This is a genomic window from Mucilaginibacter sp. (assembly GCF_041660805.1).
In the GTDB taxonomy this organism is placed as follows: Bacteria; Bacteroidota; Bacteroidia; order Sphingobacteriales; family Sphingobacteriaceae; genus Mucilaginibacter.
In genome coordinates, this window is record NZ_JBAZVP010000045.1 from 1 (window position 1) to 25778 (window position 25778).

General features: G+C 41.5%; 35 protein-coding genes. 20 read left to right on the forward strand and 15 right to left on the reverse strand.

Annotated features, from left to right (window positions below; translation table 11 throughout):
• Positions 1-264: 264 nt before the first annotated feature.
• The 4 genes from WC743_RS26460 to WC743_RS26475 form a co-directional block, all read right to left on the reverse strand.
• A complete protein-coding gene (locus tag WC743_RS26460; RefSeq protein ID WP_373016565.1) occupies positions 265-603 on the reverse strand; it encodes a hypothetical protein in 339 nt (112 codons plus the stop codon).
• A 93-nt stretch (positions 604-696) separates the two neighbouring features.
• The gene (locus WC743_RS26465) at positions 697-990 is read right to left on the reverse strand and encodes a chaperone modulator CbpM (protein ID WP_373016566.1); all 294 of its coding nucleotides are present in this window, start codon (positions 988-990) and stop codon (positions 697-699) included.
• A gap of 17 nt (positions 991-1007) precedes the next feature.
• The gene (locus WC743_RS26470; RefSeq protein WP_373016567.1) at positions 1008-1907 is read right to left on the reverse strand and encodes a DnaJ C-terminal domain-containing protein; all 900 of its coding nucleotides are present in this window, start codon (positions 1905-1907) and stop codon (positions 1008-1010) included.
• An 83-nt stretch (positions 1908-1990) separates the two neighbouring features.
• Positions 1991-2458: a hypothetical protein gene (locus WC743_RS26475; RefSeq protein WP_373016568.1), complete on the reverse strand. Its 468-nt coding sequence runs from the start codon at positions 2456-2458 to the stop codon at positions 1991-1993.
• Between the two features lie 198 nt (positions 2459-2656).
• Here WC743_RS26475 and WC743_RS26480 point away from each other — a divergent pair, with 198 nt between their 5' ends.
• On the forward strand, positions 2657-3853 hold the full coding sequence (locus WC743_RS26480; RefSeq protein WP_373016569.1) for an ROK family protein: 1197 nt from the start codon (positions 2657-2659) through the stop codon (positions 3851-3853).
• 43 nt (positions 3854-3896) lie between these two features.
• Positions 3897-4550, forward strand: a complete 654-nt coding sequence (locus tag WC743_RS26485; protein WP_373016570.1) for an NAD(P)-dependent oxidoreductase — start codon at positions 3897-3899, stop codon at positions 4548-4550.
• 42 nt (positions 4551-4592) lie between these two features.
• Here the strand turns inward: WC743_RS26485 and WC743_RS26490 are convergent, their stop codons facing one another.
• The 4 genes from WC743_RS26490 to WC743_RS26505 all read right to left on the reverse strand — a co-directional run bounded on the left by WC743_RS26490 (position 4593) and on the right by WC743_RS26505 (position 6735).
• Positions 4593-5252 (reverse strand): MBL fold metallo-hydrolase, encoded by a 660-nt coding sequence (locus WC743_RS26490; RefSeq protein WP_373016571.1) that lies wholly within the window; start codon positions 5250-5252, stop codon positions 4593-4595.
• Positions 5253-5304: 52 nt separating this feature from the next.
• Positions 5305-5949, reverse strand: a complete 645-nt coding sequence (locus WC743_RS26495; protein WP_373016572.1) for an HAD family hydrolase — start codon at positions 5947-5949, stop codon at positions 5305-5307.
• Positions 5950-6018: 69 nt separating this feature from the next.
• Positions 6019-6171, reverse strand: a complete 153-nt coding sequence (locus WC743_RS26500) for a hypothetical protein (protein ID WP_373016573.1) — start codon at positions 6169-6171, stop codon at positions 6019-6021.
• A 90-nt stretch (positions 6172-6261) separates the two neighbouring features.
• The gene (locus tag WC743_RS26505) at positions 6262-6735 is read right to left on the reverse strand and encodes a VOC family protein (RefSeq protein ID WP_373016574.1); all 474 of its coding nucleotides are present in this window, start codon (positions 6733-6735) and stop codon (positions 6262-6264) included.
• 134 nt (positions 6736-6869) lie between these two features.
• Here WC743_RS26505 and WC743_RS26510 point away from each other — a divergent pair, with 134 nt between their 5' ends.
• From WC743_RS26510 to WC743_RS26520, 3 genes are all read left to right on the forward strand, one after another.
• The gene (locus tag WC743_RS26510) at positions 6870-7520 is read left to right on the forward strand and encodes a Pr6Pr family membrane protein (RefSeq protein ID WP_373016575.1); all 651 of its coding nucleotides are present in this window, start codon (positions 6870-6872) and stop codon (positions 7518-7520) included.
• 147 nt (positions 7521-7667) lie between these two features.
• Entirely contained in the window at positions 7668-7844 is a 177-nt protein-coding gene (locus WC743_RS26515; protein WP_373016576.1) for a hypothetical protein, read from the forward strand.
• Between the two features lie 47 nt (positions 7845-7891).
• Complete coding sequence (locus WC743_RS26520) at positions 7892-8161, forward strand: hypothetical protein (protein ID WP_373016577.1); 270 nt, start codon at positions 7892-7894, stop codon at positions 8159-8161.
• Positions 8162-8232: 71 nt separating this feature from the next.
• Here WC743_RS26520 and WC743_RS26525 read toward each other — a convergent pair whose 3' ends face one another.
• Positions 8233-9081: a family 16 glycosylhydrolase gene (locus WC743_RS26525; protein ID WP_373016578.1), complete on the reverse strand. Its 849-nt coding sequence runs from the start codon at positions 9079-9081 to the stop codon at positions 8233-8235.
• A 108-nt stretch (positions 9082-9189) separates the two neighbouring features.
• Between WC743_RS26525 and WC743_RS26530 the strand changes: the two genes are divergently transcribed.
• Together WC743_RS26530 and WC743_RS26535 are read left to right on the forward strand one after the other, a co-directional pair.
• A complete protein-coding gene (locus tag WC743_RS26530; protein WP_373016579.1) occupies positions 9190-10455 on the forward strand; it encodes a metallophosphoesterase in 1266 nt (421 codons plus the stop codon).
• 225 nt (positions 10456-10680) lie between these two features.
• A complete protein-coding gene (locus WC743_RS26535) occupies positions 10681-11691 on the forward strand; it encodes an ABC transporter ATP-binding protein (protein WP_373016580.1) in 1011 nt (336 codons plus the stop codon).
• 105 nt (positions 11692-11796) lie between these two features.
• On the opposite strand, the gene WC743_RS26540 is transcribed toward WC743_RS26535, so the two are convergent.
• Complete coding sequence (locus tag WC743_RS26540; protein ID WP_373016581.1) at positions 11797-12006, reverse strand: hypothetical protein; 210 nt, start codon at positions 12004-12006, stop codon at positions 11797-11799.
• 122 nt (positions 12007-12128) lie between these two features.
• On the opposite strand from WC743_RS26540, the gene WC743_RS26545 reads away from it, so the two are divergent.
• A complete protein-coding gene (locus tag WC743_RS26545; protein ID WP_373016582.1) occupies positions 12129-12338 on the forward strand; it encodes a hypothetical protein in 210 nt (69 codons plus the stop codon).
• Positions 12339-12361: 23 nt separating this feature from the next.
• Complete coding sequence (locus WC743_RS26550; protein WP_373016583.1) at positions 12362-12916, forward strand: YdeI family protein; 555 nt, start codon at positions 12362-12364, stop codon at positions 12914-12916.
• A 294-nt stretch (positions 12917-13210) separates the two neighbouring features.
• Here WC743_RS26550 and WC743_RS26555 read toward each other — a convergent pair whose 3' ends face one another.
• The 3 genes from WC743_RS26555 to WC743_RS26565 all read right to left on the reverse strand — a co-directional run bounded on the left by WC743_RS26555 (position 13211) and on the right by WC743_RS26565 (position 14594).
• Entirely contained in the window at positions 13211-13570 is a 360-nt protein-coding gene (locus tag WC743_RS26555; RefSeq protein WP_373016584.1) for a DUF1493 family protein, read from the reverse strand.
• 115 nt (positions 13571-13685) lie between these two features.
• Positions 13686-14195, reverse strand: a complete 510-nt coding sequence (locus WC743_RS26560) for a GNAT family N-acetyltransferase (protein ID WP_373016585.1) — start codon at positions 14193-14195, stop codon at positions 13686-13688.
• Positions 14196-14258: 63 nt separating this feature from the next.
• Positions 14259-14594, reverse strand: coding sequence for a cupin domain-containing protein (locus WC743_RS26565; protein WP_373016586.1), 336 nt, complete (start codon positions 14592-14594; stop codon positions 14259-14261).
• 160 nt (positions 14595-14754) lie between these two features.
• Between WC743_RS26565 and WC743_RS26570 the strand changes: the two genes are divergently transcribed.
• Both WC743_RS26570 and WC743_RS26575 read left to right on the forward strand, forming a co-directional pair.
• Positions 14755-15861: a Gfo/Idh/MocA family protein gene (locus WC743_RS26570; RefSeq protein WP_373016587.1), complete on the forward strand. Its 1107-nt coding sequence runs from the start codon at positions 14755-14757 to the stop codon at positions 15859-15861.
• 280 nt (positions 15862-16141) lie between these two features.
• The gene (locus WC743_RS26575; protein WP_373016588.1) at positions 16142-16711 is read left to right on the forward strand and encodes a YceI family protein; all 570 of its coding nucleotides are present in this window, start codon (positions 16142-16144) and stop codon (positions 16709-16711) included.
• Positions 16712-16791: 80 nt separating this feature from the next.
• On the opposite strand, the gene WC743_RS26580 is transcribed toward WC743_RS26575, so the two are convergent.
• Positions 16792-17250: a DUF2147 domain-containing protein gene (locus tag WC743_RS26580; protein WP_373016589.1), complete on the reverse strand. Its 459-nt coding sequence runs from the start codon at positions 17248-17250 to the stop codon at positions 16792-16794.
• 316 nt (positions 17251-17566) lie between these two features.
• Between WC743_RS26580 and WC743_RS26585 the strand changes: the two genes are divergently transcribed.
• The 7 genes from WC743_RS26585 (at position 17567) to WC743_RS26615 (ending at position 23440) form a co-directional block, all read left to right on the forward strand.
• Entirely contained in the window at positions 17567-19963 is a 2397-nt protein-coding gene (locus WC743_RS26585) for a glycoside hydrolase family 3 N-terminal domain-containing protein (protein ID WP_373016590.1), read from the forward strand.
• Positions 19964-20108: 145 nt separating this feature from the next.
• Complete coding sequence (locus tag WC743_RS26590; protein WP_373016591.1) at positions 20109-20294, forward strand: type II toxin-antitoxin system HicA family toxin; 186 nt, start codon at positions 20109-20111, stop codon at positions 20292-20294.
• Between the two features lie 45 nt (positions 20295-20339).
• Positions 20340-20720 carry a helix-turn-helix domain-containing protein gene (locus WC743_RS26595; protein WP_373016592.1) on the forward strand — a complete coding sequence of 127 codons (381 nt, stop codon included), beginning with the start codon at positions 20340-20342 and terminating at the stop codon, positions 20718-20720.
• A gap of 11 nt (positions 20721-20731) precedes the next feature.
• Positions 20732-21193 carry a GNAT family N-acetyltransferase gene (locus tag WC743_RS26600; protein WP_373016593.1) on the forward strand — a complete coding sequence of 154 codons (462 nt, stop codon included), beginning with the start codon at positions 20732-20734 and terminating at the stop codon, positions 21191-21193.
• Positions 21194-21253: 60 nt separating this feature from the next.
• Positions 21254-22117, forward strand: a complete 864-nt coding sequence (locus WC743_RS26605; protein ID WP_373016594.1) for a helix-turn-helix domain-containing protein — start codon at positions 21254-21256, stop codon at positions 22115-22117.
• Between the two features lie 96 nt (positions 22118-22213).
• Positions 22214-22750 carry a carboxymuconolactone decarboxylase family protein gene (locus WC743_RS26610; RefSeq protein ID WP_373016595.1) on the forward strand — a complete coding sequence of 179 codons (537 nt, stop codon included), beginning with the start codon at positions 22214-22216 and terminating at the stop codon, positions 22748-22750.
• 72 nt (positions 22751-22822) lie between these two features.
• Complete coding sequence (locus WC743_RS26615; protein WP_373016596.1) at positions 22823-23440, forward strand: pyridoxamine 5'-phosphate oxidase family protein; 618 nt, start codon at positions 22823-22825, stop codon at positions 23438-23440.
• Positions 23441-23474: 34 nt separating this feature from the next.
• On the opposite strand, the gene WC743_RS26620 is transcribed toward WC743_RS26615, so the two are convergent.
• Complete coding sequence (locus WC743_RS26620; protein WP_373016597.1) at positions 23475-24308, reverse strand: N-acetylmuramoyl-L-alanine amidase; 834 nt, start codon at positions 24306-24308, stop codon at positions 23475-23477.
• A gap of 150 nt (positions 24309-24458) precedes the next feature.
• On the opposite strand from WC743_RS26620, the gene WC743_RS26625 reads away from it, so the two are divergent.
• The gene (locus WC743_RS26625) at positions 24459-24800 is read left to right on the forward strand and encodes a hypothetical protein (protein WP_373016598.1); all 342 of its coding nucleotides are present in this window, start codon (positions 24459-24461) and stop codon (positions 24798-24800) included.
• Between the two features lie 104 nt (positions 24801-24904).
• Complete coding sequence (gene mnmD, locus WC743_RS26630; protein ID WP_373016599.1) at positions 24905-25603, forward strand: tRNA (5-methylaminomethyl-2-thiouridine)(34)-methyltransferase MnmD; 699 nt, start codon at positions 24905-24907, stop codon at positions 25601-25603.
• The last annotated feature ends 175 nt before the right edge of the window (positions 25604-25778 follow it).

Sequence of the window (25778 nt, forward strand, 5' to 3'; positions counted from 1 at the left end):
CCCGATCAGGAAACGATACTTATTTAAATAATTACGTTTTAAAGTGAGGTCATTGTTTATGTTCCGCATAACTTTTAGCTTTATTTCCTTAAAGCTAATTCTGTTACCGAATTAGTTAACCTTTACAGCAATGACATGATTTATTTAGCCGCCGTTCGGCTCCAGCCGAGTGGCGACTATTATAAGGCCTCCGGCCGCGGTTAATACCAACAAAAAAAGCCCCTCAACCAAAAGTTGAGGGGCTTTTTTAATATATATGTAGAGTTATCTGTGTCTTCCATGACCACGGCCGTGACCGCGATCATGACCGCGTCCGTAACCGTGTCCACGGAAACTTTCACGACGGTAATGTGGCCTGCCATAATATGCCCTGCGGTAACCGCTTCTGTAAACTACTGTACGTGGGTAATAAGCCGGGCGGTTGTAATAAACAACACGCGGGTAAGTTTCATATACCGGATACGTTTCATATACCGGGTATGCCTCCCTTACAATAACCGGGCCGCCTAAATTAATGCCTACACCTACGTGTACCTGTGCTTTTGCAAGCTGCATTGAGAATGTTAAGAAAAGTGCTATAATTGAAAATTTAATCAATTTCATGGTAAAAGTTTTTAGTTAGTAATTGCTGTTTCTTGTATCTATGACACACAACAAGTGCTATGGTTTAATTAAAGTTTACCACTTTTAGGAATACTAACCTTCATATAAGCTTAACCTGCTCCTTAAATAACTCATTTCCTGCTGCATATCTTCTAATTTTTGCAGTAAATTATTTATGGTTGCAATGCCCGGTTCATTAATCTCCAACTCATTATGCAAGCGCACCAGCCGCTCCAGTTTCTGTATTTCATCAATTGGGATGCAATTGGTTTTATTAACAGTTTTAACTTGCACCAGGCCGGCATCTGCCAAATAATCAACAAATGTATATTCCACATTGTGGTATACACAAAAGTCGTTTACGGTTATTAAATTTTCGGTTCTCATTGGTTTAATGTTTAACATCATGATTTAGCCAACTCTTCAAATAACTCTTTTTGCTTAGGGGTAAGGTTTGCAGGCAACAATACATTATAAGTAAGGTACAGGTCGCCAAAGTGGTCATGCTTCTTGTACACCGGCACACCCTTCCCCTTTAATTTTACCTTGGTGTTGTTCTGTGTACCGGGCGGTACTTTTAGCTTCACCTTGCCTGTTAATGTATCAGCGGTTATTTCGCCGCCCAATACAGCCGTGTACAGGTCGAGGTTAATGGTGCGGTACAGATCATTCCCTACCCTTTTAAATTCAGCGTCGTCCGGGATGGAAAATTCAATATAAAGGTCGCCTGCCGGGGCGCCGTTTGCTCCCGCGCCACCGTGCCCTGCAATTTTTATAGTTTGCCCGTTTTGTATCCCCGCCGGAATGGTGAGCCTTATATTTTTGCCGTTAACGGTAATGGTTTGCTTTTTTGATTCCATTATATCGCGCAGGTCCAGTTGCAGCTTGGCGTTCATATCCTGCCCGCGGTAACGCTGCGATTGCCTGCCACCACCCGCCGGGCCGCCACCAAACATCGAGTTGAAAAAATCGGAGAAGTCGCCACCGCCGCCAAATCCGCCGTCAAAACCTTGCTGACCGCCGCCGCCATAGCTGCGTTGCTGGCTTTGCTGCCGGGCTTGTTGCTCATAAGCTTCGCTGTGCTGCCAGTTTTCGCCATATTTATCATATTTCTTACGTTTTTCGGGGTCACTTAATACCTCGTTAGCTTCATTGGCTTGTTTAAACAGTTTTTCTGCTTCCGCATTATTAGGGTTAAGATCCGGGTGATGCTTGCGGGCCAGCTTACGGTAGGCGTTTTTGATGTCTTTTTCGGTGGCGTTTTTGTCTACGCCTAAAATTTTATAGTAATCTATAAATGCCATATCAGTGAAAAATCTTTTAGTAGAACGGGTAAAACGAAGCTAAGTTTTATTTCGACATATATTTTACCAATGGCAAATGAACTTTATTGCCTTGTGTAGTGCTCTGTACGCTCGTAATATACATTATAGTATTTACCATCATTACGCAAAAAATCAAAATTGGTTCTTATTGTTCCCTTTAGTTGCAGTTGGGTGTCATACAACCCCAATATCTGGTATTCAACGTCTTTATTAATATTAACTATGCGGGTAGTAAGGTACTTGTTGTTGTTCTCGGTACGTAATGTATACGCATTGGTCAAACTAATGTTCAGGATGGTATCTTTTGACGTGGTGCTGCCTTTGCCATCAAAAGTAATTAATGTGCCCAGGCCATGCAGGTAATTAAAGCGGGTTAACTCTTCCCTGGTTTTACTGTCATAAACCACATCAATGATCAGGGTTGATTTCCAGGTACCTTTAAGGGCGGCATCTGTACTTTGTGTACGGCTGTCCTTCCGGCAGCCTGTTATTGCTACTGATAACATCAAAAAGAGCAGCAATTTTTTCATAACACGGCTGGTTTATGCCTGCGGAAATTGGTTATAGTAAATATACCATATTTTAAACGGCAATAAATTTATATTATATTGTAATTATACCCGGGTTAATGCGTCTATGAATGATGATGTTGTACTTTTCAGCATTATTTTTAATTTTATCAAATTATTGGTGCCCTTGCATTTTGATGAGGGCATAAAATATTCTTAATGGAAATAAAAAGCAATAGTGTTAAAGGCAGCTGGTTAAAAAACATGATCGTTAAGCGGTTGTATTTTGACAAAGCAATGTCATGTGCCGAATTAAGTGAGCTTTTTGATAAAAGTATCCCATCTATAGCCAAAGCTATAAACGAACTTATAAGAGAAGGATTTGTAGTTGAACAGGGATATGCCCCATCAAGTGGTGGCAGGCGCCCTTTAATGTATGCGATTAATGCCAGTGCCATGTTTATACTTGCCGTGGCAATGGATCAGCTATCTGCAAGGATCCTGCTGGTTGATCTGCATAATAACCCGGTTGCCGATATGGCAGCGGTTGAGCTTAAGCTTTATAATAACGAAAATGCCCTGCCCGAACTGATAACGCAATTGAACAATTATATTGACGAAAGCGGGATCCCCAAAAGTAAGATAGCGGGTATTGGAATAGGTATGCCCGGCTTTATTAACGCTACAGAAGGCATAAATTACACTTACCTTGATGCCGGCGGAGAAAGCTTAAGCGAATATATTACCAAAGCAACAGCCATTAACACTTACATAGATAACGATAGCAGCCTGATAGCGCTTGCCGAGCAAAAGTTTGGTATAGCCCGCTCGCAGCAGGAGGTTATGGTGATAAACCTTGGCTGGGGTATTGGCCTGGGGATGATCATTGACGGTAAGATCTTTCGTGGTTATAATGGTTTTGCAGGCGAGTTAAGCCATATCCCATTATCAGAAGATGGCGCCCTTTGCACCTGCGGTAAGCGTGGTTGTTTAGAGGCCGAGGCATCAATGCTGGTAGTAGCCCAAAAGGCCGAAGCGGGCATTAAACAAGGCCGTGTAACCAGCTTAAAGCCGCATAACGGGCAATCAAAACTCATGGGCGATTCGCTGATGGATGCCGCCAACCAGGGAGATCAGTTCGCTTTAGAACTATTGTCTGACGCGGGCTACAAAATTGGTAAGGCGCTTGCCATTCTTATCCATATCATGAACCCGGCTAATATTGTTTTAAGCGGCCGCGGCGCCAAAGTGGGTAAAATATTACTTGCCCCTATACAACAGGCCCTGCATAAATACTGTATCCCGCGCCTGTCATTGGGTACCGAATTATTGATATCATCATTAGGTTTTGATGCCGAGCTGATAGGCGCCGCTGTTTTGGTGATGGAGAACTTTGATAAAGAGATGAAAGGATAAGCCCGAATAGTCTGTTGCTTTAATTTTTAATTAGGCAAATACGATGAAAGTACTTCTGTTAGGTGCAACCGGCCGTACCGGTGAATTAATACTCGAAGAGCTTTTGCAACGGGGGCATACTGTGTGTGCTTTGGTAAGGGATGAGAATAAGATGAAAGTTACATCATCTGCCCTCACAGTTTTTGAAGACTCAACACTGGACGAGCAAACACTTAATGCGGCAATGCAAGGCTGCGAAGCCATTATTAGCGCGTTAAACATTTCCCGTTATAGGGATTTCCCATGGTCGGCACTGCGAACACCTAAGGATTTTTTATCGGCAACAATAAAGAAAGTGATCTCCGCAGCATCTCAGCATCAAATTAAACGCGTGATAGTAATATCTGCATGGGGTGTTAATGAAACCCGGGCCCATATCCCCTGGTGGTTTAAATGGATAATAGACCATAGCAATATCAGATTTGCTTATCAGGATCATGAGCTGCAAGAACAATTATTAAAAAAGTCTGACCTTAACTGGACGGCCATCCGCCCGGCGGGGCTTACTAACTCTTCTTCTTTTAGGCCTGTAAAGGTTAGCATCAATAACTCACCTAAGCCATCGTTACTCATCGGCAGAAAAAGTGTGGCAAAATTTACCGTTAATGTTTTGGAGCAAGGGATATATATAAGGCAGGCGCCGGTTATTTCAAATTGATATTGAACTGCAAATCTCCTAATGCGCAGCAGGAACCCCAAATCAAATGGTTATACTATCCCCCGGCTTATAGGTCGCGTTAAACTTTACGCCCAACTTATCGAAATGTCTGGCGTAATTCTCATACCGTTGTTTAACAAAAAACTCTTTTCCAAAACCATCATGTACCGGTAGTATTTGTTTAGGGCGAACCTTATCGGCAAAGTCAGCTATTTTTAACTCGTTAGCGAACGGGGCCATGCTTACCATAATCAGCACTTCAATTCCCTGGTAAGCCGTTAGTTTTGGCTCCATAGAATCAACCGGGTGCAGTACTTTATCGTTAATAATAAAGCCGGTCATTTTAGGGATGGGGTTATCCAGCAACGGCTCATGCACAACAGAGATAGCTTGCAACTTAAACGGACCAACCCTGTAAATACCCTCTTCAATCAAATTATAATGTATACCCGCCTTTTGTATAGCGGTACCCACTTCCATATTGGTATAAACAGTGGCATTACTCAGTTCTACAATTTTTTTTAAGTTTTCGGTATCCAGGTGGTCCGGATGGATGTGGGTAATGATAATGCTATCCACATCAGCAAAATCATTTGGCGTAACTATTCCTTCAGCAAAAGTGAAGTTCCCCGGATCGAACAATAATTTATGCCCGTCGAGCTCAAATAACAGGCAGGAGTGTATGTATTTGGATATCTTCATATTAATAGTTGAATATTACCAAATAAACCTGCCGATCTGAAAAAAGTTTTGCTTATAATATAGCCCTTAGTTGTGCAAAATCATCAATAGTAGCTACCTGCCCGTTCTCTACCTCACCAAAACCATATGAAGCAAAAATGAAAGGGACACCGGCTTTAGTTGCCGAATCATAATCGCCCATTGTATCGCCCACATAAACAGGGTTTTTAAGGTTATGGTCGTTTACAATATCTTTAATATTATCTGCCTTAGGGTTGCCTTTTGTACCAAAACATTGGTGCGCCAAAAAATGGCCATGCATATCATACAGATCCATAAACAGTTCAATATAACCGCTTTGGCAGTTACTTACAATGTACAACTTGTATTTTTCGCCCAGGTATTCAAGGGTTTGGGTCAATTCGGGGTATAGGGTACCGCCTTGTTTGTGCAGTATCTCCAGCTCACTTACCGAGCAAAGGTGCTTTACCTCGGCGCGTTGCTTGTCATCCAGAAACGGAAACAATTTTTCGAAGATCTTATCATAGGTCATCCCGGTAATAGAGCGTACACGCTCGCGGGTCATAACCTCATTGTTCATATAAGGCGCTTTACTTAAAGCGGTTTGCCATGCATCGGTAATAGTATCGGTACTATCCCAAAGCGTCCCGTCTAAATCAAAAATTATACTGTCGAATTTATCGTGTAAAATATCCATAGCTGCTTATTGTGCCGCAAAAGTAAAAGTTTATTTTAAGCCGTGGCAGCTAAGCGGATGTTTTTACAATTAATATACAGGAAACCGGCCAAACGCGAACAATATTGATAAAAATGGTACAGTTAGCAATACAAATACCCTCGCTTGTTCTACTTTATCAGAATCGCCTTTAACAAATACATTATATAGGTCGCTTTTTATTCTTTTTATGATCAATTTCATGGCAAACAGAATTATTGTGTGTTTCTGTTTATGTGACAGGCGAAAAATATAAAGGTTTAACAGGATGATTGGAAATTAAAAGGCCCGTAATTATTTAGCATCGTTGATCTCTATCAGGTACCCATCCGGGTCGCGGATGTATACCTGGTTTACACCATCAACACGGTGCTCGGTTTTGCCGGGTTCGCCTTTCCAGTTGCTGTATTCAATTTTCATGGTATTAAGGCGATCAATAAACGCGGTTATTGATGGCACGCTAAAGCATAAGTGTACCCCGCGATGAAAATCGGCCTTAGGGCAATCGCCCTGTATAACATGCATGGCAAGGTTTGGCCCAATGCTGTACCAGGTATGTACGGTATCTTTAAAAGGGTTAGGAATAATTTTAAGCTGCAATACCGTGGTGTAAAACTTATTGCTCACTTTTAAATTTTGTGAGCATAATGCCGCATGGTTAAACGTTGCTTGCGCGGTGCTTAAAAGAGGCAGGCAAAACAATGTTAAAACTATTATCCCTTTTAAAAAATGAGATCTTATAAGTGCCGGGCTGATAAAAAGTGTCATAGATACAGGTTGTAATGATGTGTTAAATATACAGTTTGCGGCATAGTAGTATAAACTTTTGAAGTTTTTTATTGTAACGATTACAAATACATTATTTTAGAATAGATATATTTATCCACTTTTAACAGTGAAATATGGGCAGGCCTTACGTTAAAACTTATAGAATATGCGCGGGGATCATTGGCTTGCTTGCCTGGCTTGGAATTACGCTTCAATTGTATACAGCTCTCCAAAGCTACCTCAGTAAGGGCCGCACCATAGAAGGTGCCCTGGTAGAGTTTTTCAGCTTTTTTACTATTCAATGCAATTTGCTGGCAGCCATATCGCTTACGGTTATTGCTATTATGCCAACATCCAAACAAAGCTTTTTTAAAATGCCGGGGGTTATAACAGCTATTACCGTTTACATTAGCGTAGTTAGCCTGGTTTACAATTTGGTTTTAAGGCCGTTATACCATTTCACAGGCCTAACCAAACTGGGCGATGAACTGGTTCATTTAATTGTACCTGTGCTTTATATTATATACTGGCTTACTGCAGTACTTAAAAAAAGCATAAACTTTAAAGCTAGTTTTAAATGGCTTTGGTACCCATTCTTTTACCTGGTTTATATACTTATACGAGGTGCCCTAAGCAACCTTTACCCATACTTTTTTTTAAATGCAGGCAAATTTGGCTATGGTAAAGTGTCTTTAAATATAACCGTGCTAATGATAGTTTTTTTAGGTTTTAGCATGTTATACGTACTAATTGCGCGGTTAATAAGCAGTACAAACCAAGCCTGATCTTATACCGGTAAACTCCCCTCTCTTTAAAAATCCATTTGTAACATTCTTAGTGATGGTTACCCCTGCGGATTAAACTTTGCAATGCTATTGTAGTTTAACATTACAAGAAACAAGATATAGTAAACACACTAAAAGAGTAATACCATGAAAAAGGAAATGATAAAAATGTTAGCGCTGTTGTTATTTGGCGCTGCAGCATTAAGCAGCTGTTCGATAGAGAATCGTGGTCGTCACGGAAGGTATGATAAAAAACACCATGGCCGTAACGACAGGGACCGTGACCATCATTATGACAGGGACCACCACTACAATAATTACTAAACAAAATAAACCAGTAAATAATTAAAAACAAGTTTAAAATAAATACCATGAAATATCTAAAAGTATTAGCCGTAGCAGTAATAGCAATGTTTGCCTTTGAAGGCGCAAAAGCACAAGTAGTAGTTAAAGCCCGTATAGGCGCCCCTGTACAACGTACTTATCACCGCAGAACTGTTGTAGTAAACAGGCCGGTTTATCATCGCAACTATCACCGTAGGGCAGTTATAGTGAACAGACCCGTTTACCGCCGTACAGTTGTTAGGCCGGTATACCGCCGTAATTATCACAGGCATGCAGTAGTTGTACGTCATTACTAATAGCATCCCCTGGAGAGACACAATATTGTCTCTTAACAAAAGAGCCTCCCGATTGGGGAGGCTCTTTTGTTTTACCGGGTTACCAGTACCCAGTCTACATATACCCTGGCGTTCCCAGCCTTTATCTTATTAACCGAGCTTTGCGATAGCCCAAAATAAGGCTTCGTAATTTTATTTACCCCGTTTGGATAGCCTCCCCCCAAAGCAAAATTCAATATCAAAAACTTAGGGTTATCAAAGGCCCAGCGGCCATATTTTTCAACCATTGGTTTGGTTACGGTGTAAATTACTTTACCATCAAGCTTAAAAATGAGGTTGCTTGCTGTCCAATCAACGCTGTAAACATGCCATTTGGTAACATCAGTTCCTTTTTTAAATGGTTCGCGATGTGCTAAAGGGGTATCTCCAAAATAACCCGGCCCGTGCAGTGCGTTACTTATCCATGAGCCATCGCCAACGGTTTCCATTACATCAATTTCGCCACAATCAGGCCAATCGCCTTTTCCTAATGCCCAAAATGCCGGCCATAGCCCTGCCCCATCTGCCAGTTTTATGCGTGCCGATGCGCTGCCATAAGTGAACATCATTTTATCTCGGGTATTTATCCTGCCCGATACAAAATCGTATTTCTTTCCCTCCTTGCTGGCATGGCCGGGTTTGTAAAGGGCCTTCAAAACCAGTGCGCCGTTTTTAGCGCCTTCTAAATTGCCTTTGATCATGTAAATGGTAGCGGCCGAATCTACATAAGCCTGCTGCTCGTTGTTAACGGTATTGCCGGTAATTTCTACATTCCACTTGTTGCGGTTAAGTGTTTTGCTGTTAAAATCATCAAAGAAAACGGTGTCCTTTTTGGTTTGTTGCGCCACAGCCGCGCCCGAAAGCAAAAGCAATGCGGTGAGTGATAGTATTGAGTTTTTCATGAATGGATAAATTGGTGGTTAAAAATATGGATTTGATTTATATACAGGCTGCTTTTTTACCGTTTAATTACCTTTCCTTTTTTATCTTGCAAATCAAATACAAGTATTATGCACGCAAGCGGATTGTTCAGGGTGTTTTTTATTTTCGCAGCTATAACGCTGCTGATGGACTGGTACGTTTTTAACGGATTACGTTCATTAACTAACGACTGGCAATCCCGGCCCGCACGTGCGGTAGTTATATGGGGCTTCCTTATCATATCGGTAAGTGTAACCGTTGTTTTTTTATTGGGGATAGGCAGTTTTAAATCATCCCGGGGGATGACGCCCTTCCACGAGTGGATGCTGAGCCTGTTCCTTACCTTTTTTATTACCAAGGTTGCTTTCATTATAGTACTTTCACTGGGCGACCTTGGCCGGTTTATATATGGCATTGTAAATAATGTAAGCGGGAAACAAATTGCGGGGCAGCCCTACTTTCCCGAACGCAGGAAATTCATCAGTGAGCTAGCCATACTGGTAGCCGCTATACCCTTTACCTCTTTCTTTTATGCTATGATAAGGGGTAAGTATGATTATAAAGTTCACAGGCACACCGTTTACTTTGATGAACTGCCCGAAGCTTTTGACGGCTTTACCATCACACAGTTATCTGATATCCACTCCGGCAGTTTTGATAATGTGGATGCCATGCAGCGGGGAATTGACCTGGCTAAGGCCCAAAAAAGCGACCTGTTTGTTTTTACCGGCGATCTGGTGAACAATGCCGCATGGGAAATTGAACCATATATTGACCGTTTTGGCCAGATAAAAGCGCCTTACGGGCAATTCTCTATTTTGGGCAATCATGATTATGGCGATTATGTTGAGTGGGACAGCCTGCAGGCAAAAGCTGCTAACCTGCAAAAATTAAAAGAACACCATGCCGATCTGGGCTATCGTTTGCTGCTTGATGAGAACGTGGTTTTAGAAAAAGGCGGGCAAAAAATATCACTCATTGGCATACAAAACTGGGGCAGGGGCTTTGTCCAGATAGGCGACCTGAAGAAAGCCATGCAGGGTGTTGATAAGGATGCTTTCAAGATCCTGTTATCGCATGACCCTACGCATTGGGAAGAGCAGGTTAGGTTTAACCCTACAGATATTCACTTAACCCTTTCTGGCCATACGCATGGCGCGCAGTTTGGCATTGAGGCAGCCGGCATCCGCTGGAGCCCTGTTAAATACCGCTACCTTGATTGGGCCGGCCTTATAAATGAGAAAAACCGCTACCTATACGTTAACCGTGGATTTGGCTTCCTGGCATTTTCAGGCCGTTTAGGCATATGGCCGGAGATTACAGTTATAACACTGAAGAAGAAAAGGGCCGCATAGGGTTAATAATTAGATAACAAAATCATGTCATTGCGAGCGCAGTGTGGCAATCTCGTAGCCAATGCATGCCCCCATTGTGTGCGAAGAGATTGCCACGTCGTTCCTCCTCGCAATGACACATATAAACTTAAATAAGTAGCCATTAACTTTTTAATTTTTTTGGCTGATAACATATTATAGATTAGGTTTGAATGAACTTTATTACATTAATACCCCGACCGCATTATGAAAGATGAGTTGATACTGGAAACCATATCAGTTACTAAGAATTTTTTTGGCGATAAGTCTTCCGGGGTTAATAATATCACTCTTTTTATTCCGAAAGGTAAAATTACCGCCGTTGTGGGCGAAAGTGGCAGCGGCAAAACCACTTTACTTAAATTGCTTTCCGGGATGATAAAGCCCGACTCGGGCGATGTGTTTTTTCACGGCCAGCCCCTGCCAGAGCGGGGCGCTGCTTTTACGGCTGCCAACACCGTTATAACCATGGTAAGCCAGGACAATCATGATATGGATGCCAAAGCCAACGTTTGGATAAATGTTAGTAATGGATTGCCCGCCGAGGATAGGAATTACCAGATACAAAAAACCACGCAGGCTTTAAATTTATTAGGCATCTATGACTTGCGCGATCAACCCTTCGGTAAACTAAGCGGTGGCGAAAAACAGCGGGTTACTATGGCTAAGGCTTTGATTAACCGCCCGGAGGTTTTAATGCTTGATGAACCTTTTAACCAGTTAGATGCCAACTACCGTGAAGGGCTGCAGCACGATATAAGACAGATAGTTAAAGAATGGGGTGTTACGGTGATACTGGTATCGCATGACCCCGCCGAACTGCTTTCTATGGCTGATGAACTGATAGTGATAAAAGAAGGCGAGATTGTAGAGAATGGTCCGCCTATTGAGCTTTACCATTCGCCCAAATTGCTGTACACTTCTAAAATACTGGTTGCCAGCACTGAACTTACCGCCAAACAGGCAAGTATTTGCGGCATTACGTCAAAGCGCGGAAGCGTGGTTATCTATGCAGAGCATATCAAAATAAATCCGCTTAGAATAGCTAAAAAATGGACAGTTAAACAAGTGCTGTTCAAAGGTTTTTATGAAGAACTAATTATTGAATGCCAGGAAGTAACACTTCGTGCTATCAACTATACCCGCGGCAAATATGAGCCGGGTAATAAGGTAGGCATCAGCATTAAAAAATACTACGAGTTTGGGAAGTGGCTATAAGGTAGAGACGCAATATTTTGCGTCTTGGATATATCAGTTTTGAGACGCAATATTTTGCGTTTTAAATATGCGATTGAGACGCAAAATATTGCGTCTCTACAGTCTTTAAATTTTGATCACCCTATCATTTTTCTTAGGTGCCTGTTTATGATCATCCGGCCTGGGGATGCTCTTTACAATATGTATCAGTACACTGCCTAAAAGGCCAAGTGCCTTCACTCCAAATTTTACAAAAGGCTTCATTACTTCAACTATATTGTGCCCATTGTTAGGTGTGGCCTCCGCTTTGCCTGTTTCAATCTTTTTATTGTTCATGATAATAATATAAGTGATGCTGAACCAAATTTGTTTTAGGGTTGGAGATGATGTTTTACCCATAGCAAACAATTGCCGCAAATAAACATTCCATTAATAACTAATTACCATAAACTAAAATCATGAACAAGACAATTGGAATATTACTCATCATTATTGGCGCCGCAATGCTAATTTGGACAAGCTTTACTTATACCAAAAAGGAAAAAATTGTTGATGCCGGGCCAGTACAAATATCGGCCGACAGGCAAAAAACCGTTAACTGGCCACCATACCTGGGCGGGATATTGCTGATAGGCGGAATAGTTATTGTTGCCACCTCTAAAAAGTAATAGCTTGCTGTATATTAGCAGCTATGGAACCAACCTTTTTTAAAACACAGGCTGATTTTAGGGAATGGCTGCAGCAAAATTCCGACAAGCAAACCGAGCTGATTGTTGGTTTTTATAAAACCGGCAGTGGCAAACCCAGTATTACCTGGCCGCAATCTGTTGATGAAGCATTATGTTTTGGCTGGATAGATGGTGTGCGCAGATCTATTGATGCTGAAAGCTACTGCAATCGTTTTACACCCCGCAAAGCCAAAAGCAATTGGAGCGCGATAAATATTAAAAAAGTTGAAGAGCTTACCAAACAGGGTTTAATGCAACCCGCGGGTTTAGCAGCCTTTGCCAAACGCGAAGAAAGCAGATCAAGGATTTACAGCTTTGAGAATGAGGCACTGGTTTTAAAACCCGAATACGAAAAGCAATTTAAAGTCAATAAAAAAGCCTGGGATTTTTTCCAATCACAAGCGCCATGGTACATCAAGGTATCTATACATCTTATAATGACAGCCAAGCAGGAAAAAACACAGCTAAGCCGTTTAGAAGGATTGATAAAAGCAAGCGAAAAGGGTGAGCGGACCTGATTTTCAGATTCTATTTTGTCATCCTGAGTTTTAAAATCCGAAGCCTCTGAGGGAGAAATGACAAGCTCGGGATGCCCAAATAACTCAAATGTCATTGCGAGGCTTACGCGGAGGTAGTGTAGTGGAAAGCCGTGGCAATCTCGTAGCGGGACAAGCGAATATGCATTGGCTACGAGATTATTAATGAGTTTGATTTTTCTTTTATGGAATTAATGAGCTCCCTACGGTCGGTTGTCCACGTCGCTACGCTCCTCGCAATGACACGGTTATATACACACGAATAGTCGCTAATAATTACACCAGCTTGCCTGTCAGCAAAGCATCCTGCAAAACACGTATTTTAAATTTAGGTTTATAACAATAGCTTGCCAGCTGCTTAACCCACTGGTGTTTATAGCCAAACATGAGCTTTAACATGCGCACCCTTGCAGAGCCTTTTGGATAACCATATTTATACCAGCTAAATTTAGAGCTATCAATATGGAAGTGTTCGGCAAATTCAGCTACAAAAAGTTCTATTTCAATATCCACTATATCCAGGTCAAGGTCAATACTGGTATCCGTGTCCAGCATATCCGGGTAGATACGGCGCACCTTATATTTGTTGCAATAATCAACAATAAAGTTCTTTAACTGAGGATCAATTTGCTCCATACAATGCCTTAATAGTAAAATAAAAAGACACCGTTTTTTCAGCGGCGTTGCGGTATAAAAATAATAAAACTATTTTTCTGTTCAAAGATGCAATAGTTTTATTGTAGCCGGTGTATTAAACCGTTTTCTCCAACCTAAACATTTCTACCGGTTGCTTTAATATTCCGAATTTTTCGGTGATGATCAGTGGTATTACGTCGCCGGTTTTTTGGTAGCCGCGCCTTTCATACCAGCTCAATAATTCGGTACGGGTGCTAATAACCGTCATGGTGATGGTATGGTAATCAATACTGCGGGCGTAGTCTTCGGCTGCCTGTAAAAGTAGCCTTCCTAAACCGTTGGCCTGCAATAAAGGCGATACTGTGAGCATGCCCAAATAAAGTTTATCGCCGCGCATTTGCAGGTATACGCAGCCTGTTATTTTGCCGGCATCATCCATACTTTTCAGGATAACCGCGTTAGGGTCTTCCATTTGTTCGGCCAGTCCTTCATTATCTATCCGCTGGCCGTCAATAAGGTGCGCCTCAGTGGTCCAGCCTTTTTTGGAGCTTTCGCCACGGTATGATGCATTAATTAAAGCGGTTAGTTCTGGTACGTCGGTAAGGGTAGCAAGTGTAATAAACATGCGGCAAATTTATTAATTAACCACAAAATGTATAGCCGCGCTGTATTGATTATTGAACCGGCCTTACAAATTTCTGTAATCTTCCCTAACCGGACTAAAAACATCTATCAGTTTACAATCTGTTATAGCGTATCCGCTATGCGGTACATTTGAAGGGATAACCGCGAATAAACCCGCGTCCAAAATCTGCGGTTCACCGTTAACGGTAAGTTCAAATTGGCCCTCAATTACAAAAGCGCATTGCTCATGCACGTGGCTATGCAATGGCGATGCGCTGCCTGCCTTAACCTCCAAAAAGTTAATAGTGTTATTGGTGGTATGTATCAGTTTAGAAAAATAACCGGGAGCTATTTCTTTAGTGGGGATGTTGGCGAATTGCTGGAAAATGGTAGTATCCATTAGTGTTTGTTTTTATTGCCGCAAGATACAAATGTTCATTTATACCCCGTCATTAATAATTTATACAACCGTGCTGATGCGCCATTCTTAAATATTCGGTATAAAAATTGCGGTTTCAAAATAAACCAATATCTTGCAATAACCTTAAACATAAACCATTATGAAACCACCTATTAAAACATCACGCAGGGATTTTATACGTACAGGTTCATTAGGCGCCGGGGCGTTGCTGCTGGGTTCGGCATTGTCATCATTAGCTGCGCATAAGCCCGGTAAAAAGCTGGGGATAGCATTAGTTGGGTTAGGTGGTTATAGCGGCGGACAACTGGCCCCGGCATTGCAGCACACCAAAAACTGCTACCTGGCCGGCATAGTTACAGGCACCCCCGCCAAAGCCGAAAGCTGGTCAAAAAAGTACAACATCCCTCAAAAGAATATATATAACTACCAAAATTTTGACGAGATAGCCGGTAATAAGGATATTGATATTGTATACGTGGTTTTGCCGGTATCTATGCATAAGGAATATACTATTAGGGCGGCACGTGCCGGTAAGCATGTGATATGCGAAAAACCAATGGCGCTTAATGCTAATGACTGCCGTGAAATGATTGCCGCCTGTAAAAAAGCTAACAGGTTACTTTCTATAGGGTACCGTTTGCATTTTGAACCACACAACCAGGAGGTGATGCGCCTTGGCCAAAAACAAATTTTTGGTAAGGTTACCAAGATTGATACAGGCAACGGTTTTACTTATAATGGTGACCCAAATGCATGGCGTTTGAAAAAAGCCCTCTCTGGCGGTGGCGCGTTAATGGATATGGGCGTCTACTCTATACAGGGCACGCGTTATACCTTAGGGCAGGAACCCATTGCAGTGAAGGCCACACAAGAGAAAACCCGTCCTGATTTTTTTAAGGAAGTGGATGAAACCATTTTCTGGGAGCTGAAGTTCCCGGGTGGTGCAAAGGTTACAGGTAAATCAAGCTATAACAATAATTGGGGCTACCTGCATGTTGAAGCCGAGAAAGGTCAATTTTCACTGGAACCGGCCTTCGGTTACGGTGGTTTGGACGGCACCATAAACGGCAAGCCTATGAATATTCCAAATAACAGGCAGCAAACCGCTCAAATGGATGATTTTGCCACTTGCGTAACCTTAAATAAAAAAAGCCGTGTACCCGGTGAAGAGGGTTTAAAGGATATGAAAGTTGTAGATGCTATTTACCGCAGTTTAGATAGTGGTAACTGGGAGAAGATAGTATAGCGCAGATTAACAGCGCTTTATTGTGCTATTGCGTTAGGGATAAAAGCGGATACCGGCCTGTGGTTAATGCCTGTGCAGTATGAGCGGTTAGCCCGGCCGAAGGCAACGCCCAATTAATTGCCCTTTTAAACTGTACGACAAACAAATGGCATTTCCTTTTATCTTTGTTTGTCATTACTTTCTCAAAAAAGATGTTCAAACATCTTTTTTGATTTATAATGCAGAAGCTTTATATATATTTGAGGTATAAAAAATATTAAACACTAAGATTTAACAAAACATGAAAAAGATTTTATCATTATTAGCAGTTGCAGCATTTATGCAAACGGCTGTATTTGCACAAACCAACTGGAAGGTTGACAAAGCACACTCACGCGTTACTTTTACCATTACCCACTTAGCGGTAAGTGACGTTGACGGTTCTTTTAAAGATTTTGATGCTACAATAGTTGCTGACAAAGCTGATTTTAGCGACGCTAAAGTAAACTTCTCTGCTAATACCGCATCAGTAAATACTGATAATGAAAAACGCGATGGTCACTTAAAATCTGCTGACTTCTTTGATGTTGAAAAATACCCAACTTTAACTTTTGTTAGCACAGGTATTAAAACTACAGGTGCAGGCAAATACCAGTTAACAGGTAACCTAACCTTACATGGTGTTACTAAACCGGTTGTTTTTGACTTATGGCATCGTGGTACTATCACTAACCCGGTAAGCAAAGCAGGCTTTAAAGTTACCGGTACTATCAAACGTTCTGATTTTGCTTTCGGCAGCAAATTTAGCTCACCAGTATTAAGCGATGAAGTAACCCTGACAGCAAACGGCGAATTCGCAAAAGCTAACTAAGAAAATTTCTTCTTAAAATAAAAAAGCGATCCTGACAGCATAGTCGGGATCGCTTTTTTTATTTAGTTGTTAGTTTTGTTTCAGATTCGTTTAAAGGTCATGGTTTTGCCAATAAATTTAAAGTGCCAATAACCTTTTACCTTTAGCTTACCATTCTTATCAATAAATGCCGATGAACTCCAGTGGCGGCCGCTTTTTGCATCGTAAATAATGCCATCTTCCCATGAGTTGCTATCAGGGTCATAAACCAGTTTTTCAAGCACATTCATGCCCAGTATTTTGCGCCCCCGCAAAGCCGGATCCGGGTTTCTTTTGTCGGTCCACTTATCCATGTCTTTTTCATTATCCCCGTCATTAAACCAAATTATCTTTGCCCTAAACTCATTATCAACCTGGTAAACCTGTACAGTAAGGCTTTTTTCTTCGGTTTGCCATTTGCCGCAAATCAGTTCGGCTGCCGCTATTGAGTTGTTTGTTTTGCCTGTATTGCCCGTAAATAACAGTAATGAAAAAAAGCTTAATAAAAATTGGGTACTCATAAAAACTTTGGTTGGCGTGTGCAAGACTATAAACAAACTTAATGCCAATTTATGACTTTACAGTTACAATAACAACAGGGCATTCTACACAATAGAAAGTGCTTTAAATAAAGAAATTGCTGTATGCGAAAAGGGGCAGAATGTTAAACTGTACAGATAATAAGTGTTAATTAACAATCTACATCTTATAATGAGGAAAATTACAGGTTAAAATCACCTTCGCAAACGTTGTAGTACACAAAATAGTGTTTAAATATCCCTTTATGCGCTTTTCTTATATATTTGGAAGGTAAACCAAACATCCTGTATCTTCTGTATGAAAAAATTGCCACTACTGCTACCATTGCTTATTGTTTCGCTTTCTGCATCGGCACAAAAAACAAATATTTACCACAAAGGCTGGGTTGATTTTAACAAGAACGGCCGCATGGATATTTTTGAGGACCCGAAGCAAACCATTGATAAACGCGTTACCGATTTGCTGAGCCAGATGACAGTTGATGAGAAAACCTGCCAGATGGCTACCCTTTATGGCTACAAACGGGTGTTGAAGGATGAAATGCCGGTAGAACGCTGGAAGACAGAGATATGGAAAGATGGTATTGCTAATATAGACGAAGAACTGAACAACCTGACATCGCATACAGACGATGCACCTACACAATACTCTTTTCCGTTCAGCAAACATGCATCGGCTATAAACACTATACAAAAATGGTTTGTTGAAGAAACCCGCATGGGCATCCCTGTTGATTTTACTAATGAGGGTATCCACGGCTTAAACCATGATCGTGCCACACCACTGCCCGCTCCCATAGGTATTGGCAGCACCTGGGACAAGCAACTGGTACGCCAGGCAGGCCAAACGGTTGGCCGCGAGGCAAAGGCATTGGGATACACCAACGTTTATGCGCCCATACTTGACCCCGCCCGCGACCAGCGCTGGGGCCGTGTGGTAGAATGCTATGGCGAAAACCCTTTCCACATTGCCGAAATGGGCAAGCAAATGGTGCTGGGTATCCAGGAAGAAGGTGTGGCATCAACGCTTAAACACTTCGCGGTTTATAGCGTACCCAAGGGAGGCCGTGATGGCAGCGCCCGCACTGATCCGCATGTGGCGCCAAGGGAAATGCATCAGGTATATTTATATCCATTTCGCAGGGTAATACAGGAAGCGCACCCAATGGGTGTAATGAGCAGCTATAATGATTGGGATGGTGTACCAATTACCGGCAGCTATTACTTTTTAACCGAGTTATTACGCCAGCAATTTGGCTTTAACGGTTATGTGGTATCAGACAGTGAAGCCGTAGAATACATATACTCTAAACATAAAGTTGCCGGTGATTATAAAGAAGCCGTAAGGCAGGCTGTTGAGGCCGGGCTAAATGTGCGTACCAATTTTACCATGCCGCAAACATTTATTTTACCGCTGCGCGAATTAATAAAAGAGAACCGCATCTCTATGAAAACAATTGACTCCCGCGTGGGCGATGTACTGCGGGTAAAATTTAGATTGGGATTATTTGATGACCCTTATGTAAAAGACCCCAAAGCAGCCGACAAACTTGTGCACACAAAAGCAGATGCCGAAATGAGCCTGAAAATGAACCGCGAGGCAATGGTGCTGCTTAAGAATGAGAACAACCTTTTGCCTTTAGATAAAAGCAAATACAAAAACATATTGGTAACCGGCCCGCTGGCTACAGAAACTAATTACACTATTAGCAGATACGGCCCGTCGCATAACCCTATAACCAACGTTTTTGATGGTATTAAAAACTATATAGGCAACGCCGCCAAAGTAAACTATATAAAAGGCTGCGACATTATTGATGCCACCTGGCCGGAGAGCGAAATAATTGATACACCCCTATCTCCTGCTGAACAGGCCGGGATAGATTCGGCTGTGGCACAGGCCAAACTGAGCGACGTAATTATAGCGGTTGTAGGCGAGGATGTGGACCGCGTTGGCGAAAGCCTTTCGCGTACCGGCCTTAACCTGCCAGGCAGGCAGTTAAAACTGATACAGGCATTGCAGGCTACCGGCAAACCTGTTGTTATGGTGATGATAAACGGGCAGCCGCTTACCATTAACTGGGAGAACAAATATGTGCCCGCAATTTTAGAGGCCTGGTTCCCCAGTGTACAAAGCGGACAAGTAATTGCCGAAACCTTATTTGGCGACAACAATCCCGGCGGTAAATTGCCTATAACTTTTCCTAAAACAACCGGGCAAATTGAGTTTAACTTTCCGTTTAAGCCAAACTCGCAAGCCGGGCAAGGTGGAAAGAATAGCTGGGGTAAAACCAGTGTGAACGGCGCGCTATATCCGTTTGGTTACGGCTTAAGCTATACCAGGTTTGAATACAGCAACCTGCAAGTATCACCAGAAAAAGGAAATTCACAGGGCGATGTAACCGTTACGGTTGATGTAACTAACACCGGGCAGCGCAAAGGTGATGATGTGGTACAGCTTTACCTTAAAGACGACTTTAGTTCGGTTACTACTTATGAGTATGACCTGCGTGGCTTTGAGCGTATAAGTTTAAATGCCGGAGAAAAGAAAACGGTAAAGTTCATCCTCCACCCCGATGACCTGGCCCTGCTTGACAAAAACATGAACTGGACAGTTGAGCCCGGTACCTTCCAGGTTTGGATAGGCGCATCGTCAGAAGATATTAAGTTAAAGAAGAGTTTCACGGTAGAATAGGGAAGATAAAAGCTAAACCGATACATCAACGTTATAGGTAATAAATATATTACTTTTTTATTTCGCAAAAAGTAATATATTTATTACCTTTGTAATACCTAAACCAGTTTGATAATGAATTATGTTTTGCAATTAAAATTTAAGTATGAAAAGCTCGGAGCTTTTAAGAATTCTCAACCGCGATGGTTGGGCAACAAAAAGACAAAAAGGTAGTCATTTAATTATGATCCATCCTACCAAACAAGGTGTACTTGTAGTTCCAGATCATGGGGCTGCCGAAGTTGGTAAGGGCCTTGCAAACAGTATTTTGAAACAAGCAGGACTTAAATGATCTGCTTGTTCTTATATTTTTATCATCATAAATAGTTTGTAAACGATGAAAAAAATTAATCTTATAGTTGAAAAAACTTCAACTGGGTTCTCTGCATATGCAGAGAACTTACCGGTGTACACTACCGGTAAATCAATGACAGAATTGAAAGCAAATATTCTGGAAGCCACTAATCTTTATCAGGAAGAAATAGGTAGGAATGCTATATCATTAGATGATATAAATATTACTCTTGATTTGCCACAGTTTTTTGAATATTTTAAAGTTATTAATGCCAAAGCTTTATCAGAGCGGGTAGGAATGAATCAAAGCCTTTTAGCTCAATATGTAGGTGGTCAAAAGAAACCATCAGTTAAACAGGTGGAAAAAATTTTAATGGGGATCAGAGAACTTGGCAGAGAATTAACCGAGCTACAAATCTCATAATCAAGGGTTCCATGCAAAACATTACCACCCGCAAAGCCACTTTAGCCGATATGGATACCCTACTGCAATTTGAGCAGGGCGTTATAACTGCAGAGCGGCCCTTTGACCCTACTTTAAAGGAGGGGCATATCAATTATTACAATTTAAACGAATTGATAACCGCGCCGCACATTCAGCTGGTGGTTGCCGAGCTGGATGGCGAAGTAATTGGCAGCGGTTATGCCCGTATTGAAAGTTCAAAAATTTACCTGAAACATCCGCAGCATGCCTATTTAGGCTTTATGTATGTACTGCCCCAACATCGCGGGAAAGGCGTAAATAAAATGGTGATTGACGCTTTAAGGGATTGGGCGGTTAGTCGCGGCATAAACGAGCTGCGGCTTGAAGTTTATTACCAAAACGCGCCTGCCATAAAAGCCTATGAAAAGGTTGGCTTTATAAGCCATATGATACAAATGCGAAAAGGCTTATAAGCAGATTGAAATTACCAATTTATTGCAATCCTGTTTTTATGATATCTGTATCTTAGCACCATGAAATTATCGGTAACTGATGGTGTAAAAGGCGGCGACCTGCTGCTGTGGATTGAAGAGCAACATTTCGACCGCATGTTCTTTACCCGCGACCGTCAGCAAAAATATTTAACCATAGCCTGGAACCGCGGCCCGCGGCAAACCGTTACTATTGATGAGGTGGCGCATGATCTGATGCCAAACACCATATTGCCGCTAATGGTTAACCAGTCGTTTACTTTTGAACGGCCTGCAGATATTGTTGCCTGGCAGTTTAACCGCGATTTTTATTGTATTGTAGACCATGATGAGGAAGTAAGCTGCGTAGGCTTTCTGTTTTACGGCATGGCAGAGCAGGTTTTCATCCCGCTTGATGAGGCTTCTCAAAAAAAGCTGTCTTTACTGCTTAGTATTTTTATTGAAGAATTTAATACTACCGATAATATCCAGAGCGACATGCTGAAAATGCTGTTAAAGCGGCTTATCATCATCATAACAAGGCTTGCCCGTTTTTATTACCTGCCTCAAACTAACCTGCCGGACGATAGGTTTAACATTATCCGCAAGTTTAATTTACTGGTAGAAAATAATTACCGCACCCAACACACGGTAGCCTATTATGCGGGCCAGTTAAATAAATCGCCAAAAACTTTATCAAACCTTTTCGCTATTTATAATCATAAATCGCCGCTTACTATTATACAGGAAAGAATTTTGCTGGAAGCTAAACGGTTGCTTTATTATACAGAAAAGTCGGCCAAAGAAATAAGCTATGAGCTGGGGTTTGAAGATGCCGCTTACTTTAGTAACCTGTTTAAAAAGCACACCTCACTATCCCCTACCGATTTCAGAAATAGTAAACTTTTATCTGCCGCAGGGAAATAATTACAAACAAACGGGAAGTTTGTCTATTCTGCAGGCCTGCGCCGCTGTGCATCTTTGTATTGTTAATTCACAACAAAAAAATTTAACACAAATACAATGAAAACTTTCACAGTTCCAACCAGAGACCAGGTATCAGCAGAAAACCAAAACCTTTTTGATACACTTACAAAAGTTGTAGGCAAAGTACCTAACCTATATGGTGTTTTAGCACATTCAGACCATGCACTTGCTAATTACCTTACTCTACAAAATGGCAAAACCTCGTTACGTGCCAAAGAGCGCGAAATAATAAACTTAATAGTTAGCCAGGTTAATGATTGTATATATTGTTTAAGCGCACACACTGCAATTGCCAAAATGAATGGCTTTACAGATGACCAGATATTGGAAATAAGGGGCGGTTCTGCATCTTTTGATGCTAAATTTGATGCCTTGGTTAAATTAACCAAAAGCATAACCGAAAATAAAGGCCATGCAGATGAAGCCTTAATTGAAGCTTTTTACGCGGCCGGTTATACCCAGGGTAATTTAATAGATGTAGTGATTGCCGTTGGCGATAAAACTATTACCAATTATGTTTTTGCATTAACCAAAGTACCTGTTGACTGGCCTGCTGTCCCTGAATTGGTATAATAAATAATATTAGATATATTAAAGCCTGCCGGCCAATAGGTTGGGCAGGCTTAATCATTTAAAATTTCAATCATGAACTTTGCAAAATTTGCTTTTACCGATGGCATTAAAGCCCTGCAGGAACAGTATGGCAGTCGCGATTCTTATGCCCGGATGGAAAGCTACTCAGATAAAGATGGCCTTACCGAGGCCGAAGAAATGTTTATTGAAAGCCGCGATAGTTTTTACATGGCCAGTATAGGCGAAAACAATTATCCTTACATACAGCATCGTGGTGGGCCTGCCGGTTTTATTAAGGTGATTAATAACAGGACCATTGGTGTAGTTGATTTTAAAGGGAACAAACAATTTATATCGGTAGGGAATATAAACGCCCATAAGCAGGTTTCACTGTTTCTGATGGATTATCCGCATAAGACCAGATTGAAGATCTATGCAGATGCGCGTATTGTTGATATAAAAGATGACCCGGCATTGTTTGGATTGTTAGACCCGGCAGATTATAAGCATACACCCGAAAGGATGATGATTTTTGATGTAAAGGCATTTGATTGGAACTGCCCGCAGCACATTACCCCACGCTACACCGCCGATGAAATAAAACAGGCCTTTGCACCGCAAAACGAGTATGTACTAAAATTGGAATACGAATTGGAAAAGCTTAAGAAACAATTGAACACGAGCGCTTAACTTACAGCCTCTGTGCCGTTCAAGGTTAGATAGTTTATCTATTCAAATTATCCCTGTACTTTTTAATAGCCCGCATTATAGATTGCACAATGGCGTTTTGCCCCTCGCTGGAGTTAAGGTAACGTTCGTCGTCGGGGTTGTTTATAAAACCTGTTTCAATCAATAAGCCGGGCATGCCGCTTTGCTGTAGTACCAGTACACCCTGCTCTTTTACACCGGCGCTGCGGCGGCCATCGGTGTTTGTAAACTCGGTGTCAAGCAAATCGCCAAATTGGATGCTTTGTTTGCGGTAACGCTGTTGAAACGCGGCCAGTACAATGGCATTCACCGCGGCATCATCGCCGTAGCCGTTATATTTTTTCTGATAATCTTTCTCGATGTAGATGGATGCATTCTCACGCAAGGCCTCCATCTGCTCCTGCTTGCGGTGGAAACCGTAAACCAGTAACAGTGCCCCTTTACGGCTGCCCACCCGCTCGGGTGTCGAATTACAATGGATGGAGATAAACAGGTTTGCCTTGTTCTCATTAGCTATATCGGCACGCTTGTGCAACTCCACAAACTTATCTGTACTGCGGGTCATGATCACATTTATACTGCCCAACTGCTCATTAATAGCTTCTTTTAATTTTTTACCAATGCTTAATGCTACAGACTTTTCATTGGAATAAGCGCCATGCGCGCCGGGGTCTTTACCGCCATGGCCGGGGTCTATCACAATAGTTTTAAACCTGAAGGAACTAATAGTTTCATCGCTTTTTGCCTTCTCTTTTTTAGTTTGTGCCAATGCCGGGCAACTAATTAATATGACCACAGCAAATACGCTGCTGATTAGTAGGATAGGTTTTATAAAGTGCTTAGTTAGCATAGCGCAAAGGTATACGGATTGTTTAAAACACAACAAGTAAAAATGTTTGCATGAAAAAAAATTCTTAAAAGTATAAATGAGTGAAACCAAACTACCAAAAGACACGTAAACCATGTATAACACAGTACTAAAAGGGAGGGAGATTTTATCATGGATACGCTATCAATTTCAGCATCATCATTAATTACATTTTTTTCTTTTTTGATTGTTGGTTCGGTTATTGTTTACCTGATCTTAAGATTTGATAAACTGCAAAGACGTAAAATGAACATCTTGTTAACCGGCGCTAAAGATGTACAGCCATTATTTATGCAAAAGGCGGCAATACAAAAACTAACTTCATTAAAAGCTGCAAATGAAGCTGATGATAAAGAAATGCGCCAAAAGATTGCCAAACAATTAGATGAGCTGGTTACGGATTACGATAAGGGGCGGGTAACCCTTCCCGACTATTGTAAACGACTGAACAGATTGCTGGCACAGGTAGCTTAGTTTGAATTTTATATTGAATTTAAATTGATGTTACACTCATAATTTCGGCTTTAAAAATCAGATCTTCGATTTTAGAATTTATATTTTAGCGCTTTACTTTTTATATGCATTCTGATGAACAGCCCGGCCATTTGCAAATAGTTACTACTGCCGATGGATCAAACACCATTTATAACGCGCATGTTGGCGAAAACTACCATTCGCGCAATGGGGCCCTGCAGGAGAGCAGGCATGTATTTATACAAGAGGGGCTTCAATATTTTTTAGAGAATACCACAGACTTAACACCGGCTGTATCCATATTAGAGGTGGGTTTTGGTACAGGCCTGAATTTTTTGCTAAGTGCTGTTTTTTGCACCGAACAGCAACTACAATTACGTTACACCGGTATTGAGGCTTACCCCCTAACTACAGAGATGATCAGTAAAACCGGATATGAGCAATATATATCCGCAGGTATATGGGCAAATTTCTTGGATAGTTACAGGCAGTCACTGGTTAGTCCGGTTAAGTTAAATACCTATTGCCAGCTACAGATAGCAGCCCGCAAACTATTAGATTTTAGAAGCGACCAACAATTTGATGTGATCTACTTTGATGCTTTCGCATCGGCCCACCAGCCCGAAATGTGGGATGAGGCAGCCATAACCCACACCCTTAAATTTCTGAAACCAGAGGGTGTATTTGTAACCTATGCCATAACCGGTAATTTAAAACGCATTATAAAAGCATGCGGGTTAAAAGTACAGAAAGCACCAGGCGCACCAGGCAAACGGGAAATGTTAAGAGCAATAAGCGTTTAATTTATCTTTCTTGATAATATAGTTTCTAACCAAATAACCCAAAAACGAGTTAGGGATTTCTATGGCATAATCAAGAAAAAGTGAAAAGATATTCTTTGATAAAAGGGCTGTTTCTTTTGACCACAGATAAAGCTAAAGCAAGTAATTTGTTCCTGACAGCGTTAATGACAGACAT

Coding starts and splice junctions, on each gene's coding strand:
- WC743_RS26595 (WP_373016592.1), top strand. CDS start 20,340: ATGAAAAAAATTAATCTTATAGTTGAAAAAACTTCAACTGGGTTCTCT.
- WC743_RS26605 (WP_373016594.1), top strand. CDS start 21,254: ATGAAATTATCGGTAACTGATGGTGTAAAAGGCGGCGACCTGCTGCTG.
- WC743_RS26575 (WP_373016588.1), top strand. CDS start 16,142: ATGAAAAAGATTTTATCATTATTAGCAGTTGCAGCATTTATGCAAACG.
- WC743_RS26535 (WP_373016580.1), top strand. CDS start 10,681: ATGAAAGATGAGTTGATACTGGAAACCATATCAGTTACTAAGAATTTT.
- WC743_RS26560 (WP_373016585.1), bottom strand. CDS start 14,195: ATGTTTATTACACTTGCTACCCTTACCGACGTACCAGAACTAACCGCT.
- WC743_RS26530 (WP_373016579.1), top strand. CDS start 9,190: ATGCACGCAAGCGGATTGTTCAGGGTGTTTTTTATTTTCGCAGCTATA.
- WC743_RS26620 (WP_373016597.1), bottom strand. CDS start 24,308: ATGCTAACTAAGCACTTTATAAAACCTATCCTACTAATCAGCAGCGTA.
- WC743_RS26550 (WP_373016583.1), top strand. CDS start 12,362: ATGGAACCAACCTTTTTTAAAACACAGGCTGATTTTAGGGAATGGCTG.
- WC743_RS26540 (WP_373016581.1), bottom strand. CDS start 12,006: ATGAACAATAAAAAGATTGAAACAGGCAAAGCGGAGGCCACACCTAAC.
- WC743_RS26610 (WP_373016595.1), top strand. CDS start 22,214: ATGAAAACTTTCACAGTTCCAACCAGAGACCAGGTATCAGCAGAAAAC.
- WC743_RS26590 (WP_373016591.1), top strand. CDS start 20,109: ATGAAAAGCTCGGAGCTTTTAAGAATTCTCAACCGCGATGGTTGGGCA.
- WC743_RS26485 (WP_373016570.1), top strand. CDS start 3,897: ATGAAAGTACTTCTGTTAGGTGCAACCGGCCGTACCGGTGAATTAATA.
- WC743_RS26470 (WP_373016567.1), bottom strand. CDS start 1,907: ATGGCATTTATAGATTACTATAAAATTTTAGGCGTAGACAAAAACGCC.
- WC743_RS26545 (WP_373016582.1), top strand. CDS start 12,129: ATGAACAAGACAATTGGAATATTACTCATCATTATTGGCGCCGCAATG.
- WC743_RS26460 (WP_373016565.1), bottom strand. CDS start 603: ATGAAATTGATTAAATTTTCAATTATAGCACTTTTCTTAACATTCTCA.
- WC743_RS26515 (WP_373016576.1), top strand. CDS start 7,668: ATGAAAAAGGAAATGATAAAAATGTTAGCGCTGTTGTTATTTGGCGCT.
- WC743_RS26520 (WP_373016577.1), top strand. CDS start 7,892: ATGAAATATCTAAAAGTATTAGCCGTAGCAGTAATAGCAATGTTTGCC.
- mnmD (WP_373016599.1), top strand. CDS start 24,905: ATGCATTCTGATGAACAGCCCGGCCATTTGCAAATAGTTACTACTGCC.
- WC743_RS26465 (WP_373016566.1), bottom strand. CDS start 990: ATGAGAACCGAAAATTTAATAACCGTAAACGACTTTTGTGTATACCAC.
- WC743_RS26555 (WP_373016584.1), bottom strand. CDS start 13,570: ATGGAGCAAATTGATCCTCAGTTAAAGAACTTTATTGTTGATTATTGC.
- WC743_RS26615 (WP_373016596.1), top strand. CDS start 22,823: ATGAACTTTGCAAAATTTGCTTTTACCGATGGCATTAAAGCCCTGCAG.
- WC743_RS26505 (WP_373016574.1), bottom strand. CDS start 6,735: ATGACACTTTTTATCAGCCCGGCACTTATAAGATCTCATTTTTTAAAA.
- WC743_RS26625 (WP_373016598.1), top strand. CDS start 24,459: ATGGATACGCTATCAATTTCAGCATCATCATTAATTACATTTTTTTCT.
- WC743_RS26495 (WP_373016572.1), bottom strand. CDS start 5,949: ATGGATATTTTACACGATAAATTCGACAGTATAATTTTTGATTTAGAC.
- WC743_RS26490 (WP_373016571.1), bottom strand. CDS start 5,252: ATGAAGATATCCAAATACATACACTCCTGCCTGTTATTTGAGCTCGAC.
- WC743_RS26500 (WP_373016573.1), bottom strand. CDS start 6,171: ATGAAATTGATCATAAAAAGAATAAAAAGCGACCTATATAATGTATTT.
- WC743_RS26570 (WP_373016587.1), top strand. CDS start 14,755: ATGAAACCACCTATTAAAACATCACGCAGGGATTTTATACGTACAGGT.
- WC743_RS26585 (WP_373016590.1), top strand. CDS start 17,567: ATGAAAAAATTGCCACTACTGCTACCATTGCTTATTGTTTCGCTTTCT.
- WC743_RS26525 (WP_373016578.1), bottom strand. CDS start 9,081: ATGAAAAACTCAATACTATCACTCACCGCATTGCTTTTGCTTTCGGGC.
- WC743_RS26480 (WP_373016569.1), top strand. CDS start 2,657: ATGGAAATAAAAAGCAATAGTGTTAAAGGCAGCTGGTTAAAAAACATG.
- WC743_RS26580 (WP_373016589.1), bottom strand. CDS start 17,250: ATGAGTACCCAATTTTTATTAAGCTTTTTTTCATTACTGTTATTTACG.
- WC743_RS26510 (WP_373016575.1), top strand. CDS start 6,870: ATGGGCAGGCCTTACGTTAAAACTTATAGAATATGCGCGGGGATCATT.
- WC743_RS26565 (WP_373016586.1), bottom strand. CDS start 14,594: ATGGATACTACCATTTTCCAGCAATTCGCCAACATCCCCACTAAAGAA.
- WC743_RS26475 (WP_373016568.1), bottom strand. CDS start 2,458: ATGAAAAAATTGCTGCTCTTTTTGATGTTATCAGTAGCAATAACAGGC.
- WC743_RS26600 (WP_373016593.1), top strand. CDS start 20,732: ATGCAAAACATTACCACCCGCAAAGCCACTTTAGCCGATATGGATACC.